General features: G+C 60.5%; 14 protein-coding genes. 8 read left to right on the top strand and 6 right to left on the bottom strand.

The features are described 5' to 3' along the window. Positions 1–8 precede the first annotated feature (8 nt). Positions 9–1010, bottom strand: a complete 1002-nt coding sequence (gene speB / locus ACQR3R_RS03450) for an agmatinase (protein WP_428270604.1) — start codon at positions 1008–1010, stop codon at positions 9–11. Positions 1011–1161: 151 nt separating this feature from the next. On the opposite strand from speB, the gene ACQR3R_RS03445 reads away from it, so the two are divergent. From ACQR3R_RS03445 to ACQR3R_RS03415, 7 genes are all read left to right on the top strand, one after another. Next, on the top strand, positions 1162–2076 hold the full coding sequence (locus ACQR3R_RS03445; protein ID WP_428270603.1) for a LysR substrate-binding domain-containing protein: 915 nt from the start codon (positions 1162–1164) through the stop codon (positions 2074–2076). 69 nt (positions 2077–2145) lie between these two features. Further along, positions 2146–3654, top strand: a complete 1509-nt coding sequence (locus ACQR3R_RS03440) for a sigma 54-interacting transcriptional regulator (protein WP_428270602.1) — start codon at positions 2146–2148, stop codon at positions 3652–3654. Between the two features lie 433 nt (positions 3655–4087). Next, complete coding sequence (gcvH, locus tag ACQR3R_RS03435) at positions 4088–4471, top strand: glycine cleavage system protein GcvH (RefSeq protein ID WP_428270601.1); 384 nt, start codon at positions 4088–4090, stop codon at positions 4469–4471. Positions 4472–4480: 9 nt separating this feature from the next. Continuing rightward, a complete protein-coding gene (gcvP, locus tag ACQR3R_RS03430; protein WP_428270600.1) occupies positions 4481–7330 on the top strand; it encodes an aminomethyl-transferring glycine dehydrogenase in 2850 nt (949 codons plus the stop codon). A 130-nt stretch (positions 7331–7460) separates the two neighbouring features. Then, the gene (gene glyA / locus ACQR3R_RS03425; protein ID WP_428270599.1) at positions 7461–8717 is read left to right on the top strand and encodes a serine hydroxymethyltransferase; all 1257 of its coding nucleotides are present in this window, start codon (positions 7461–7463) and stop codon (positions 8715–8717) included. Positions 8718–8871: 154 nt separating this feature from the next. Continuing rightward, on the top strand, positions 8872–9879 hold the full coding sequence (lipA, locus tag ACQR3R_RS03420) for a lipoyl synthase (protein WP_428270598.1): 1008 nt from the start codon (positions 8872–8874) through the stop codon (positions 9877–9879). A gap of 47 nt (positions 9880–9926) precedes the next feature. Then, complete coding sequence (locus ACQR3R_RS03415) at positions 9927–10409, top strand: HIT family protein (RefSeq protein WP_428270597.1); 483 nt, start codon at positions 9927–9929, stop codon at positions 10407–10409. A 118-nt stretch (positions 10410–10527) separates the two neighbouring features. Here the strand turns inward: ACQR3R_RS03415 and ACQR3R_RS03410 are convergent, their stop codons facing one another. Together ACQR3R_RS03410 and ACQR3R_RS03405 are read right to left on the bottom strand one after the other, a co-directional pair. Continuing rightward, entirely contained in the window at positions 10528–11505 is a 978-nt protein-coding gene (locus ACQR3R_RS03410) for a saccharopine dehydrogenase family protein (RefSeq protein WP_428270596.1), read from the bottom strand. Next, positions 11502–11978: a VOC family protein gene (locus tag ACQR3R_RS03405; RefSeq protein ID WP_428270595.1), complete on the bottom strand. Its 477-nt coding sequence runs from the start codon at positions 11976–11978 to the stop codon at positions 11502–11504. Before ACQR3R_RS03405 ends, ACQR3R_RS03410 begins: the two co-directional genes overlap by 4 nt. Before the next feature lie 139 nt (positions 11979–12117). Here ACQR3R_RS03405 and ACQR3R_RS03400 point away from each other — a divergent pair, with 139 nt between their 5' ends. Further along, positions 12118–13002, top strand: coding sequence for an AraC family transcriptional regulator N-terminal domain-containing protein (locus ACQR3R_RS03400; protein ID WP_428270594.1), 885 nt, complete (start codon positions 12118–12120; stop codon positions 13000–13002). Between the two features lie 75 nt (positions 13003–13077). Here the strand turns inward: ACQR3R_RS03400 and ACQR3R_RS03395 are convergent, their stop codons facing one another. From ACQR3R_RS03395 to ACQR3R_RS03385, 3 genes are all read right to left on the bottom strand, one after another. Continuing rightward, the gene (locus ACQR3R_RS03395) at positions 13078–13461 is read right to left on the bottom strand and encodes a VOC family protein (protein ID WP_428270593.1); all 384 of its coding nucleotides are present in this window, start codon (positions 13459–13461) and stop codon (positions 13078–13080) included. Between the two features lie 90 nt (positions 13462–13551). Then, complete coding sequence (locus tag ACQR3R_RS03390) at positions 13552–14670, bottom strand: S-(hydroxymethyl)glutathione dehydrogenase/class III alcohol dehydrogenase (RefSeq protein ID WP_428270592.1); 1119 nt, start codon at positions 14668–14670, stop codon at positions 13552–13554. 120 nt (positions 14671–14790) lie between these two features. Beyond that, positions 14791–15759 (bottom strand): glycine betaine ABC transporter substrate-binding protein, encoded by a 969-nt coding sequence (locus ACQR3R_RS03385; RefSeq protein ID WP_428270591.1) that lies wholly within the window; start codon positions 15757–15759, stop codon positions 14791–14793. Positions 15760–15901: the final 142 nt, after the last annotated feature.

The raw sequence follows: 15901 nt of genomic DNA, 5'->3' as shown, positions 1-15901 counted from the left end.
TTCGATGATCAGGCTGGCGTGGTTTCGCTGGCGGCGGCCGCCCGCACCTTGCCCCGCTCGTGGAAGATGAAACCGATGCTGTTGAGCAGCAGTTGTGCGGCGAGGATCGAGGTCATGCCAGTCGGGTCGTACACCGGTGCAACCTCCACCAGGTCCATACCGACGATGTTGCCCTTGCTGCGCTTGGCCAGGGCCTGGATGATTTCCAGCACTTCGTAGTAGAGGAAGCCGCCGTGGCTCGGGGTGCCGGTACCCGGAGCGATGGACGGGTCGAAGCCGTCGATGTCGATGGTGATGTAGTAGTTGATGTTCTGCGGGATCAGCGCCAGGACACCTTCGACGCCGAGGCGACGCACATCGCGCACCGAGAGGATCTTCGAACCGGCTTCGTGGGCCGCTTCGTAGTCGTCGCGGTTGGACGACGAGACATTGCGGATGCCCATCTGGGTCATGCCGACGATGTGGTTCATTTCAGAGGCGCGACGCAGCGGGTTGCCGTGGCCGTAACGCACGCCGTGGCGCTCGTCGACGAAATCCAGGTGCGCATCGAAGTGAATGATGTGAATCGGGCCACGGCCTTCGAAGGCCTTGATCACCGGCGCGTGCACCGAGTGATCGCCACCGAGCACCACCGGCATCACACCGGCATCGAGGATCTTGCGCACGGCGTATTCGGTGTTCTTGTTACTGGTGACCATGTCGGTGTGGACGATGTCGGCATCACCGACGTCAACCATGCGCACGTCCGAGGCGGTGAGGTACATCACGTCATCTTCGTGATCGTAGGCGCCGGCGTGGCCGAAGGAAAACAGCGTCGATGCTTCGCGAATCCCGCGGGGTCCGAAGCGTGCACCGGAGCGCCACTGGGTCCCCATGTCGTTGGGCACGCCAAGCACCGCGACGTCGGCATCCAGGGCATCCCAATCGGTGCATACCGGGGATTTGCCAAAGGTGCAATGACCCACGAATGGCAGGTTCAGGCGACCGGACTCATAACCGTTGTTCGACATTTCTAGCCTCTCCACTTCTTGTTATCGGCTTGGCGGAACTGCAAGGCGACCGCCGTTGGAGGGACTATGGGCGCAGGTTTTCGTGGAAAAAATGCTAAACATCAGATACTCATATCGGCAATTCCGATGCATCCACACGCCGGAGGTCAAGGTGATTCAACTGCACGATGTCGATCTGAAGTTACTCAGGGTGTTTGCCACGATTGTCCGCTGCGGCGGTTTCTCCTCCGCCCAGGCGGCGTTGAATGCCGGGCAGTCGACGATCAGCGAACAGATGACCCATCTGGAAACGCGCCTTGGGGTCAAGCTCTGTCAGCGCGGGCGTAGCGGTTTCCGCTTGACCGAGCAAGGGGTGGCGATTCACGAAGCCACCCAACGCCTGCTTTCGGCGGTGGAAAACTTCTGCATGGACGCCGACGTGCTCAAGCAGCACATCAGCGGCAAGCTCAACCTGGGAATCATCGACACCACCATCACTGATCCGGAATCGCCTATTCCGCGCACCACCCAGCGCTTCGTGTCGCGCGGGCATGATGTGCACCTGAACGTGTACGTCGGCACGCCCGCCGAACTGGAGGAACGGGTGCTCGACGGCCGCTTGCACCTGGCCATCGGGCACTTTCCGATTCATGTGCCGGGCCTGCTGCAATCGCCGCTGTATCAGGAAGCGCTGGGGCTGTATTGCGGGCGCCGGCATCCGCTATACGGGAGCAAGGCTGAGGGTGAGGAGCTGCTCGAAGAAGTCGCGGCCGGGCGCATCGTCGTGCGCGGCTACATGCAGCAATACGACCTCGAACACCTGGGCGTGAGCAAGGCGGCCGCCACCGTGGACAACATCGAAGCCACGGCGATCCTGATCATTTCCGGCGCCTACCTGGGTTTCCTGCCGGAGCACTTCGCCGCCCAATGGATCAAGAGTGGCGAGATGCACCAGTTGGCCCCGCAGAGTCTGCGCTTGCGATCACCCTTCGACGTGATCACCCGGCGCGGCGTGGTACCACCGCCGATCCTCCAGGCGTTCCTCGAGGACCTGGCGGCCAGTACGCGCAAAACGGCTGAAGGATGACGTGATGCTCGCCAAATTCAAATTCGCCCCGGCATACTGATTTCCGTTCGCCAATTTTGCAGGCCTGTCATGCGCATCCACGTCACCTTCATCGACCGCGTCGGCATCACCCAGGAAGTGCTGGCCCTGCTCGGCGGGCGCAGCTTCAACCTTGACGCCGTGGAGATGGTGCCGCCGAACGTCTACATCGATGCCCCGACCCTCGGCACCGAAGTCCTGGAAGAGTTGCGCGAGGCACTGTTCGGCGTGCGCGGCGTGCAGGCGGTAACCATGGTCGACATCCTGCCGGGGCAACGTCGGCGCCTTCAACTGGATGCCTTGCTGGCCGCCAGCTCCGACCCGGTGCTGGCGGTGGATGATCGCGGTCACGTACTGCTGGCCAATCCAGCGTTGATCGCTTTGTGCGGTCGCGAACCGGCCGGTGAATCGCTGAGCACGCTGTTCGACGATGCCGAGTTGCAACGCACCTTGATCGCCCACCATTTCCGCCTGCCCATGCATGAGGTCAGCCTCGGCGGCCACACCTTGCTGCTCGATGCCATGCCGATCACCGACGCCGGCGCCCTGCTCACCCTGTATCAACCCAACCGCATCGGCGAACGCCTCTCGGCGCTGCACCATGATCACGCCGAGGGTTTCGATGCGCTGCTCGGTGACTCACTGCCGATCCGCTCGCTCAAGGCCCGCGCGCAACGAGTGGCGGCCCTCGATGCGCCGCTGTTGATCCAGGGCGAAACCGGCACCGGCAAGGAATTGGTGGCCCGCGCCTGCCACGCGATCAGCGGGCGGCGTGAAAAGCCATTTCTGGCCCTGAACTGCGCGGCGCTGCCCGAGAGCCTGGCCGAAAGCGAGCTGTTCGGCTACGCCCCCGGCGCGTTCACCGGGGCGCAACGGGGCGGCAAGCTCGGGCTGCTGGAACTGGCCGACCAGGGCACGGTGTTTCTAGACGAAGTCGGAGAAATGTCGCCGTATCTGCAAGCGAAACTGCTGCGTTTCCTCAGCGATGGCTGCTTTCGTCGAGTCGGTGGCGATCGTGAGGTCAAGGTCAACGTGAGGATCCTCAGTGCGACCCACCGCGACCTGGAAAAAATGGTCAGCGAAGGGCACTTTCGCGAAGACCTGTTTTACCGCCTCAATGTGCTCAACCTGCAAGTACCGCCGCTGCGCGAACGTGGCCACGACATCCTGTTGATGGCCCAGCACTTCATGCAGCAGGCTTGCGCGCAGATCCAGCGCCCGGTCTGTCGCCTGGCACCCAGCACCTTTCCCGCCCTGCTCGGCAACCGCTGGCCGGGTAACGTACGGCAATTGCAGAACGTGATCTTTCGCGCGGCGGCGATTTGCGAAAACCCGCTGGTGGACATCGACGATCTCGACATTGCACGCACGGCGGTAGAGCGCAGGAATGATGGTGAGGTTGCCAGCCTGGAAGAAGCTATCGAAGGGTTTGAAAGGAATTTGCTGGAACAGCTTTACCAAAGTTATCCGTCCAGCCGACTGCTCGCGGCACGGTTGCACACCTCCCATAGCGCGATTGCCATTCGGTTGCGCAAGTACGGCATACCCAACAAACCATAATTTCATGTCCGAAACACATCCCCACCATCAACACCAACACACTGTGGGAGCCAGCCTGCTGGCGATGGGGCCATGTCAGTCAATATCTTTGGTGCCTGACACACCGCCTCGCCAGCAGGCTGGCTCCCACAGAGGACGGTGTGTCTTCACGAACCGTATGCAAATCAATACATCGTATCGAAATCAAGACAAATCGCTCTCCCGCTGTCTGGACCGGGCTTCAACCCCTTCCCCGCGCCTGGCTGTATTGATTTCAATACTCCAGACGTCCCTAAAATCGCCTCTATAACCACTAAGCCGCTGATTTAAAACAACTTATTAACCTTGGCACCGCCTTTGCTATCTCTCCTTCAGACGAGCTCGTTGCCCAATACGAGCCTGCCATCGTCATCCGCCACCTGCAGCGGTTGAGTCAGAACAATGAGGAGTTGATATGAGCGAATTGCGTTTTACCGTCGAACACGAATGGCTGCGCACCGAAGCTGACGGCAGCGTCACCGTTGGCATCACCGTGTTTGCGCAACAGGCGCTGGGGGATGTGGTGTTCGTTCAAGTGCCTGAGCTGGGAACCTTCAGCGCCGGTGCGGAAGTGTCGGTGGTGGAGTCGGTGAAAGCCGCCAGCAGCATCGGCATGCCGCTGGACGGCGAGGTGCTGGAAGTGAACTCGGTTTTGGACAACAGCCCGGACCTGGTCAACGAAGATCCGCTGGGCGAAGGCTGGTTCTTCCGTTTCAAACCCGCTGACGCTGCCGCTGTTGGCCAACTGCTGGATCAGACCGCCTACGACCGTCTGATCCAAGACCAGACCGACGCGTGAGGACTGCCCATGACCATTCTTCTCGACACCCATGACGAATTCATCGCGCGCCACATCGGCCCGCGTTCCGGCGATGAGCAAGCCATGCTCAACAGCCTCGGTTTTGACTCCCTGGAAGCCTTGAGCGCCAGCGTTATCCCGGACAGCATCAAAGGCACCAGCGTCCTCGGCCTCGAAGATGGCTTGAGCGAAGCCGATGCGTTGGCGTTGATCAAAGGCATTGCATCCAAAAATCAGCTGTTCAAAACCTATATCGGCCAGGGTTACTACGGCACGCACACGCCGTCGCCGATTCTGCGCAACCTGTTGGAAAACCCGGCCTGGTACACCGCTTACACCCCGTACCAGCCGGAAATTTCCCAAGGTCGTCTGGAAGCGCTGTTGAACTTCCAGACCCTGATCAGCGACCTGACCGGCCTGCCAATTGCCAACGCTTCGCTGCTGGATGAAGCCACCGCTGCCGCCGAAGCCATGACCTTCTGCAAACGCCTGAGCAAGAACAAAGGCAGCCACGCGTTCTTTGCTTCCGTGCATTGCCACCCGCAAACCCTCGACGTGCTGCGCACCCGCGCCGAGCCATTGGGCATCGACGTTATCGTCGGCGACGAACTCGAACTGACCGATGTGACGCCGTTCTTCGGCGCGTTGCTGCAATACCCGGCCAGCAACGGTGACGTGTTCGATTACCGCGAACTGACCGAACGCTTCCACGCAGCTAACGCGCTGGTGGCCGTGGCCGCTGACCTGCTGGCCTTGACCCTGCTCACCCCACCGGGCGAATTCGGTGCCGACGTGGCCATCGGCAGCGCGCAGCGCTTCGGCGTGCCGCTGGGCTTCGGTGGCCCGCACGCGGCGTACTTCTCCACTAAAGATGCGTTCAAGCGCGACATGCCGGGCCGTCTGGTCGGTGTCTCCGTGGACCGTTTCGGCAAGCCTGCCCTGCGCCTGGCGATGCAGACCCGCGAGCAACATATCCGCCGCGAGAAAGCCACCAGCAACATCTGCACCGCACAGGTATTGTTGGCCAACATCGCCAGCATGTACGCCGTGTACCACGGCCCTAAAGGACTGACGCAGATTGCCAACCGCATTCATCACCTGACCGCGATTCTGGCCAAAGGCTTGAACGCTTTGGGTCTGAGCGTTGAGCAGGAAAGCTTCTTCGATACGCTGACAATCAAAACCGGTGCGCAAACGACAGCCGTGCATGACAAAGCGCACGCGCAAAAAATCAACCTGCGCGTCGTCGATGGCGAGCGTCTGGGCCTGTCCCTCGACGAAACCACGTCGCAAGCCGACGTTGAAAGCCTCTGGAGCCTGCTGGCCGACGGCAAATCGCTGCCAGACTTCGCCGCCCTCGCGGCTTCGATCGTCAGCACGATCCCGGCCTCACTGGTTCGCCAGTCGCCAATCCTCAGCCACCCGGTGTTCAACCGTTATCACTCCGAAACCGAGCTGATGCGCTACCTGCGCAAGCTGGCCGACAAGGACCTGGCCCTGGATCGCACCATGATCCCGCTGGGTTCGTGCACCATGAAACTCAACGCTGCCAGCGAAATGATCCCGGTCACCTGGGCCGAATTCGGAGCCCTGCATCCGTTCGCCCCGGCCGAGCAAAGCGCCGGCTACCAGCAGTTGACCGACGAACTGGAAGCGATGCTCTGCGCCGCTACCGGTTACGACGCGATTTCGCTGCAACCGAACGCCGGTTCCCAAGGTGAATATGCCGGTTTGCTGGCCATTCGCGCCTACCACCAGAGCCGTGGCGATGACCGTCGCGACATCTGCCTGATCCCGTCGTCCGCCCATGGCACGAACCCGGCCACCGCCAACATGGCTGGCATGCGCGTTGTCGTCACCGCGTGCGATGCCCGTGGCAACGTCGACATCGAAGACCTGCGCGCCAAAGCCATCGAGCACCGCGAACACCTCGCCGCGCTGATGATCACTTACCCGTCGACCCACGGCGTGTTCGAAGAAGGCATCCGCGAAATCTGCGGGATCATTCATGACCACGGCGGCCAGGTGTACATCGATGGCGCCAACATGAACGCGATGGTCGGCCTCTGTGCACCCGGCAAGTTCGGCGGCGACGTGTCTCACCTTAACTTGCACAAAACCTTCTGCATCCCCCACGGCGGTGGCGGCCCGGGCGTCGGCCCGATTGGCGTGAAGTCGCACCTCACGCCATTCCTGCCGGGGCACGCTCAGATGGAACGCAAGGAAGGCGCGGTCTGCGCGGCACCGTTCGGCAGCGCAAGCATTTTGCCGATCACCTGGATGTACATTCGGATGATGGGCGGCGCGGGCCTCAAGCGCGCGTCGCAACTGGCAATCTTGAACGCCAACTACATTTCCCGTCGCCTCGAAGAGCACTATCCGGTGCTGTACACCGGCAGCAACGGTTTGGTTGCGCACGAATGCATTCTTGATCTGCGCCCATTGAAAGACAGCAGCGGTATCAGCGTCGATGACGTGGCCAAGCGTCTGATCGATTTTGGCTTCCATGCGCCGACCATGTCGTTCCCGGTGGCCGGCACGTTGATGATCGAGCCGACAGAAAGTGAGTCCAAAGAAGAACTGGACCGCTTCTGCGACGCCATGATCCGCATCCGCGAAGAGATTCGTGCAGTGGAAAACGGCACGCTGGACAAAGATGACAACCCGCTCAAAAACGCCCCGCACACGGCTCAGGAAATCGTTGGCGAGTGGACTCACCCGTATAGCCGCGAGCAAGCGGTTTACCCGGTAGCGTCGTTGATCGAAGGCAAGTACTGGCCGCCGGTCGGTCGTGTCGACAACGTGTTTGGCGATCGCAACCTGATCTGCGCGTGCTCTTCCATGGCCGACTACGCATAACCCTCTGTAGGCGCTGTCACAGGCTGCGATCTTCTGATCTTGATCTTTTAGAAGCAAAAGATCGCAGCCTCGTTGCACTCGACAGCGCCTACAGGTGAACCCCATTCGAGAAAAACAGAGGACTTTCACCATGTTCAGCAAGCACGACCAGATCAAAGGCTACGACGATCAATTGCTGGCGGCGATGAACGCCGAAGACGCGCGGCAAGAGCACCACATCGAGCTGATCGCTTCGGAAAACTACACCAGCCGACGGGTCATGGAAGCCCAAGGCAGCGGCCTGACCAATAAGTACGCCGAAGGTTATCCGGGCAAGCGTTACTACGGCGGCTGCGAGCACGTGGATGTGGTCGAACAATTGGCCATCGACCGCGCCAAACAGCTGTTCGGCGCCGACTACGCCAATGTCCAGCCGCACTCCGGCAGCCAGGCCAACGCTGCGGTGTACCTGGCGTTGCTACAGGCCGGCGACACCGTGCTGGGCATGAGCCTGGCCCACGGTGGCCACCTGACCCACGGCGCCAAGGTGAGTTTTTCCGGCAAGCTCTACAACGCTGTGCAATACGGCATCGACACCGCGACCGGGATGATCGACTACGACGAAGTCGAACGCCTGGCTATCGAGCACCAGCCGAAAATGATCATCGCCGGTTTCTCCGCTTACTCGAAGACCCTCGACTTCCCACGCTTCCGTCAGATTGCCGACGAGGTGGGCGCCTACCTGTTCGTCGACATGGCTCACGTCGCCGGGCTGGTCGCCACCGGGCTGTACCCGAACCCGCTGCCGTACGCCGACGTGGTCACCTCCACGACCCACAAGACCCTGCGCGGTCCGCGGGGCGGCTTGATCCTGGCCAAGGCCAATCCAGAGCTTGAGAAAAAGCTCAACGCGGCCGTGTTCCCCGGTGGCCAGGGCGGCCCGCTGATGCATGTGATCGCGGCCAAGGCCGTGTGCTTCAAAGAAGCGCTGGAGCCGGCGTTCCAGACCTATCAGACGCAGGTAATCCGCAATGCCCAGGCGATGGCTCAAGTCTTTATCGAACGTGGTTACAACGTGGTGTCCGGTGGCACCGACAACCACCTGTTCCTGGTCAGCCTGATCCGCCAGGGCCTGACCGGCAAGGACGCCGACGCAGCCCTGGGTCGTGCCGGCATCACCGTGAACAAGAACGCCGTGCCCAACGATCCGCAGTCGCCGTTCGTGACCTCGGGCCTGCGCATCGGCACTCCGGCGATCACCAGCCGCGGTTTCAAGGAAGCCCAGAGCATTGAGCTGGCCGGCTGGATATGCGACATCCTCGACCACCTTGGCGATGCCGACGTCGAGGCTCAGGTCGCCCGCCAGTCCGCCGCGTTGTGCAGCGATTTCCCGGTGTACCGCGACTGATCGCACATCACAAAACCCATGTGAACCCCTGTGGGAGCGAGCCTGCTCGCGATGGCGCTCTGTCAGTCAATATCTTTGTTGCCTGTCTCACCGCTATCGCGAGCAGGCTCACTCCCACAGGACCGCAATTTGCCTGAAAGAACCAGGAAAACCTATGAACACGCTTGTGGATTCGCCCGGAAAAAACCCAGCCAAAGTGGAGGTCGGCACCAAGCTACGCGGCGCGGAAAAGGTCGCGCGGATTCCAGTGAAAATCATTCCCACCGATGAATTCCCGCGCAAACCCGAATGGATCCGGGTACGCATGCCGACCTCTCCCGAGGTCGACCGGATCAAACAGCTGCTGCGCAAACACAAGTTGCACAGTGTCTGCGAGGAAGCCTCGTGCCCGAATCTGGGCGAGTGTTTTTCTGCGGGTACTGCGACCTTCATGATCATGGGTGACATCTGCACCCGGCGCTGCCCATTCTGCGATGTCGGCCACGGGCGGCCGAAACCGCTGGACGTCAACGAGCCAACCAACCTCGCCGTGGCCATCGCCGAACTGCGCCTCAAATACGTGGTGATCACCTCGGTGGACCGCGATGACCTACGCGACGGCGGTGCCCAGCATTTCGTCGATTGCCTGCGCGAGATTCGCAAGCTGTCGCCGGGCATCCAGCTGGAAACCCTGGTGCCGGACTATCGCGGGCGAATGGACGTCGCCCTGGCCATCACCGCTTGCGAGCCTCCAGACGTGTTCAACCACAACCTGGAAACAGTGCCGCGTCTGTATAAAGCGGCGCGGCCGGGCTCGGATTTCGAGTGGTCGCTGGACCTGCTGCAGAACTTCAAGCACCAGGTGCCGCAGGTCCCGACCAAATCCGGTTTGATGCTGGGTCTCGGGGAAACCGACGAGGAAGTCATAGAAGTCATGCAGCGGATGCGCGAGCACGACATCGACATGCTCACCCTTGGCCAGTACCTCCAACCCTCGCGCAGCCACCTGCCGGTGCAGCGTTTCGTGCATCCGGATATGTTTGCGTGGTTTGCCGAGGAAGGCGCGCGGTTGGGCTTCAAGAACGTCGCATCCGGGCCATTGGTGCGGTCCTCGTATCATGCCGACCAGCAACTTCATGGAGGGGTGGCGGCGTTCAAGCCATCCCACCCGCGGACAGGCTGACGTGATGTTGCTAATCTGTCGCGTCGACTGCTGAGGACATACGGCATATGGAAATTGCCCCGCATTTCATCATTCATGAAACCGACCATTGGATAATCAACCATCATCTGGCAAGCGCTCTTCCCGGCTATCTGATGTTGAGCGCAAAGGTGCAAACCACATCATTGACTCAGCTATCGCCTGAAGCGCTGGCAGAGTTGGGCGTTCTGCTGGCCCAGACGCAGCAGGTCATCGAGCGGCAGTTATCGCCCAAGCACCTCTACATCGGTCGCTTTGGTCATGAGCCGGGTTGGCCCATCCACTTCCATTTCATACCGGTCTATCAATGGGTCGAAGACCTGTTCTGGAAGGATCCTCGCTATCGGCAACTCCAAATCTTTGCATACGCTGAAGGTGCGCTCTCATCAACGGATGGCGCTGAGCTGACCTTGTTTATCTGGCGAGAATTCGGTGAAAACCCCATCCCACCAGAGACTCAAGGCCCCTCTGTTGACGAGGTAATCAGGGACTTGCGCGGTGCATTTACTTGATCGGCTCAATGCGCCAAGAGTCTCCAGTGCGTTGGTCTTGCAAGGGGGAGCGCAGAGCGTCAGCCATACGCCTCTATTCGCTCGGCAGCCCCCCGTTTCAGGAAGGTGAAGTCGCGTGCTACAAATCCGTAATCAACGTCCCGGCAATGGTGCTGGCGAATTCAACGCCGAATACGCTGACGGGGGTCGCAAATCCGGCCTTGCGATCACCGCCCAACACCCTTCGTGCCGCCTCCACCGCCGCCAGCGGAGTGAAGGTGTAGCCGTTGACAGTCTCGATCATTGAACGCTGCACGCTACCGTCAGCACCGGTCACTTGCGCCACTGCGCGAGCACGATGGGCGTCACGCTCCTGCGCACTGGGGCCATCGGGCAACCGTGACAAATCACCTTCAGGAAATGCATCCCCGGCGATGTGCACGAACATTGCGATATTGGGTATGCGTGTGGAATGCCAAGCGGTCACCAGATCACCGAATGACAATGGCGCACACAGAACCGGGCCGTCGCCGAAATCAAACTGGCGTGGCTGTGCGTCCGGCGTCGAGACCAGCGCTCCATCGATTCGCGTCAGCACGCCCGCGCCGATGATCTCGCTGACACTCTTCGCCGAACCACGGGACATCGAGCCTGGCACCTGAAGCGCAATACTCAAGGCCAAAGGATTCGCGACGCGCTGGGCGACGTGCGTAGCCAGGCTGTCGGTGGGGACGACATCCCAGCCAACACCCGGCAACAGCATCACGCCTGACGCTGCCGCGTCTGCACCCAATCGCTCGGCCAACCGATAGATATTGATCTCGGCCGTGATGTCCAGGTAATCGGCCCTGGCTTCAATACACGCCGCCATCAAGGCAGGCGCCGTGTGTGCGAAAGGACCCGCGAAGTTCAGCAATACACCGATGCCCGACAGCGAGTGCGCGGCGTCGGGGCCCGCCTCGAACACGCGCCAGGGAACGTCCAATTGTGCAGCGAGGTCGACCAATGTCTGGCGATTGCGACCGGCTATTTCGAACGGCAAGCCGAGTGCCTTGGCCCGTTGTGCAGCCATGCGACCGGTATAGCCCGTCGCGCCATAGATCAGGGGTGTGCTCATTGGGCGTGCTGCCAGTTCTTGAAGACGAATTCCAGGCTGTACCCGTCCGGGTCCAGCACGTTGGCGGCGTAGTAATGGGGGTCGTAGTGCAAACGCGCTCCGGGGGCGCCATTGTCGACAGCGCCGTGGGCCATCGCGGCGGCATAGGCGGCCTCCACGTCGGCCTTGCTGCGCGCCACGAATCCAACCTGTACGGCTTGCCTTTCCACTACGCCCTCGCGCAACCAGAAGAACATCCGGCCATCAGCGCCAAAGCCTTTCAGATCAGGATGCCCGGGCGGGCCATCCTTGCCGTCGTAGTCAAGGCGCGCGGTAATGCCCAATGGTGCAAGGGTTGCCTCGTAGAAACGGATGGCGCGTGAAAGGTCGCTGACGGACAGAAAAATGTGATCCAGCATGCCACGCCGAGCAGCATGCTCCGCCGCACTGGCGTCTATGCCACGACTGCCACCGGTAATCACGATAACGCCCATGTGCCCGCTCCACTGTTGCACGAATGAGCCTCCAAGGTATCGGACAGCCGCCCTGGGGGCATGGCGGTTCCTGCTCGAATCCTGCCTGTTTCTGCTTTTTGCTTGCGCTGGAGATCATCGTCACGTCAGCATGCCCACCATGAACAGCCCACTGAATGAACTCCGCGCCTTGGCCGCCCACGCCGAAAACCGTCGTACAGAGACGGGTATCCCGCGCGTCGCCATGGTCCAGGGCAAGATTCCCGAGCATATGCTCGCGGCGGTCTACGAACCGATGATCAACCTGATTCTGCAAGGCAGCAAAACCATGACCGTGGGCGACCGTACGCTGCGGTACGACCCGTCGACCTATTTCGTCATGTCCATCGAGCTGCCCGCCGTGGGCTCGGTGCACCCTGCCACCACCGGCGAGCCCTACCTGGCCGTCAGCCTGACGCTTGATCCGTTGGTGTTATCCACGCTGCTCGCGGACCTGCCCAAACCTGCTGGTCGTCACGATAACGATCCTGGTTTCTCGGTAGCGGCTACCACGCCCGAGTTGCTGGACGCCTGGGTGCGGATGTTGCGATTGATGGGCAAACCTGACGATATCGCCGCCTTGGCGCCCGCTTACGAACGCGAAATTCTCTTCCGCGTTTTGCAGGGGCCGCATGGCTGGATGTTGCGGGAAATCGCGGCGCCCGACACGGCCATGGCCAGGGTAAACCAGGCCATTCAGTGGATTCGCCGGGACTTCGCCGAGCCCATCCGGGTAGAGAGCCTGGCACAACGAGCTGCCATGAGCGTCTCGGCCTTCCATCGCCACTTCAAGGCGGTCACGACCCTGAGCCCCTTGCAGTATCAGAAGCGGGTGCGCCTGCTTCAAGCGCGGATGCTCATGCTCGCCAGTGCCAAAAGTGTCACGGCGGCAGCGTTCGAGGTGGGCTATGAGAGTGCGACACAATTCAGCCGGGACTATGCGCGGGTTTTCGGACTTCCCCCCGCCAGGGATGCGGGGAGAATCCGGGAGGCGACAAAGGCCTGAAAAGCGTCCGGAGCGGACCAAAACCTCATGAGGATTGACCCGCTCGTGGCAGTGGATGCGTAACCTGGATAACGCTTAGGCCGGCTTGAAGCAGTACGCGGCCAGCTTGTTACCATCCAGGTCCCGGGCATAGGCGGCATACGCATCAGGTGCCCAGCCGCGTGGTCCGGGGGCGCCTTCGTCGGTGCCACCACCGGCGAGAGCTGCCGCGTGGAAGGCATCGATAGCGGCGCGATTCGGTGCCTCAAAGCTGACCGTGACCCCGTTGCCGACGCTGGCCGGAGCACCGTTTGCCGGTTTCAGCACGAAGAAAGACGGGGCGTTCTCACCCCAGATCGAGCCATTGTCTTCGAGATCAGCGATGCGTTTCTGGCCCAGTGCGCCGAGCACGTTGTCGTAAAAACGGCGAGCCTTTTGCAGATCATTGGTACCAACAGTGACGTGAGTGAAGATGCTCATTTTGATGCTCTCTTTTTAGATACAGGATGGATGGGCGTTTCGGTTGGCCTGTGCGCGAGACGTCTGACGCTCGATGCCAGGACAGTTCAATCAACGATCGAAATGGATAACGGTGCGGATGCTCTTGCCTTCATGCATCAACTCGAAGGCCTTGTTAATGTCCTCGAGCCCCATCGTGTGGGTGATGAAGGTGTCGAGCGGAATCTCGCCGGTCTGGGCCTTCTCGACATAACCAGGCAATTCACTGCGGCCTTTCACACCGCCGAAAGCGGAGCCGCGCCAGACGCGACCGGTCACGAGCTGGAACGGTCGAGTGCTGATTTCCTGGCCGGCACCGGCGACCCCGATAATCACCGACTCGCCCCAGCCCTTGTGACAGCACTCCAGCGCGGCGCGCATGAGCTGGACGTTGCCAATGCATTCGAAGGAATAGTCGACGCCCCCCTGCGTCATATCGACGATGACGTCCTGAATCGGCATGTCGTAGTCCTTGGGGTTGATGACGTCGGTGGCGCCCAATTGCCGGGCGATCTCGAACTTGGCCGGGTTGATATCAATCGCAATTATTCGGCCAGCCTTGGCCATGGTGGCGCCGATGACTGCGGCCAGGCCGATACCGCCCAGGCCGAAGATCGCCACGCTGGCACCCTCCTCCACGTTTGCCGTATTGAGCACCGCACCAATGCCGGTGGTCACACCGCAACCCAGCAGGCACACCTGCTCCAACGGCGCCTCCTTCGGAATTTTCGCCAGCGAGATTTCCGGCAGCACCGTGTACTCGGAAAAGGTCGAGGTGCCCATGTAGTGAAACAGGGGTTGGCCGTTGTAGGAGAAGCGGCTGGTGCCATCCGGCATCAGGCCCTTGCCCTGAGTCGCACGAATTTTCTGGCAGAGGTTGGTCTTCCCGGATGTGCAGAATTTGCAGTCGCCGCATTCCGGGGTATAGAGCGGGATCACATGATCGCCCACTTCCAGAGACGTCACCCCTTCGCCGACCGCCTCGACAATGCCACCGCCTTCGTGGCCGAGAACAACAGGGAAGATGCCTTCGGGGTCTGCACCGGACAACGTGTACGCATCGGTGTGACAGACACCGGTCGCGATGATGCGCACCAGCACTTCACCGGCTTGCGGCGGTGCTACATCGATTTCCACAATTTGCAGTGGCTGGTTCGCCGCGAAGGCGACGGCCGCTCGTGATTTGATCATGTTCGTAATTTCCCGGACGCGAAGAAGAGCCGCCTCTGTGTAGAAGCTGTAAAAAATAAGTCGTGAGATTGGGTTCACCAAGGCGTTATAAAGAGCGGGCATCCTTGCCCTCAAGACAGGTCAGAGCGATGCCTCGATCTTTTTTGCCGCGGCCTCATCTACCCAGGCATGCCAGATTTCCGGGTGCTCCTTCAGGAATATTCTGGCCAGCTTCGGAGAGTCGATGCGTTCGCGGGTCATCCTCGCCAGGTTCTGATTCAACAGATCAATGGGGATGTTGACCTTGTTCAGAACCGCGACCAGTTCAGGCGCCTGTTCATGAAACGCCTTCGACAGCCCGACCATGGTGACAACGTCTTTGTTGGAACCCGCCTTTTCTTCCAGTCTGATTGCGTCAATCTGGCCCATCAGCGGCGTCGGCGACCAGTAGTAGAACAACACCGGCTCACCGCGTTTATAGCTGGACAGGACCGCTGCATCCAGGGCGGCACCGGTGCCTGGGCGGAAATTTGTGAAGGTGTTTTCAAGACCGTACTCTTTCAACATCTCGGTATTGTCCTGTTCACAAATCCAACCCGCAGGACAGTTGTAGAAGCGGCCCTTGGAAGGTTCCTCCGCATCGTGAAAAACGCTCGCATACCTGCTCAAGTCAGCGACGGTCCTGAGGTCGGGCGCCAGCGCTGGCCGGTTACGTTTAGCGTCACCCTCAACGACATAGCGCGGCACATACCAGCCCTGCGTCGCACCGACGATCGGCGCACCCACCCCGACAACCTTTCCGGCTGCCGCAGCCTTTTTCCAGACCTCACTACGCTCCATCCATTCTTCGCCAAACACCTGAATGTCGTTGCTGGCCAGAGCGGTCTCAAGAATGATGGTATTGCCCACCAATTGATCGGTTACGCAGCCATAACCGTCCTTGAGCACGATCATCATGATGTCGGTCAGGAGCATCCCGCTCTCCCAGTTCAGGCCGGCAAATTTCACCGATTTTCCCGACTCACACCACCCTGATGCCTGGCTTGAAGCACTTGCAGCCAGCAAGCCAAGTGTGAGCAACGAGGCCAGCAATCTCTTCCTGTTTTTCATGATCAGACGCTCCGAATCATTATTATTGGGGGCAGCGAACTGTTGTGCGCAACACAGAAAACCCAGTCCTTCAGCGTTGGCTGGAACACCTGTGCACACACGTGAAGCGAAGAAGTGAATCCATTACATTTATTGTTGTTTG

The organism is Gordonia sp. IEGM753 (genome assembly GCF_050321825.1).
GTDB lineage: Bacteria > Pseudomonadota > Gammaproteobacteria > Pseudomonadales > Pseudomonadaceae > Aquipseudomonas.
Note: the sequence above shows the minus strand (reverse complement) of the source record. Positions and strands in the feature narration are given on the sequence as shown.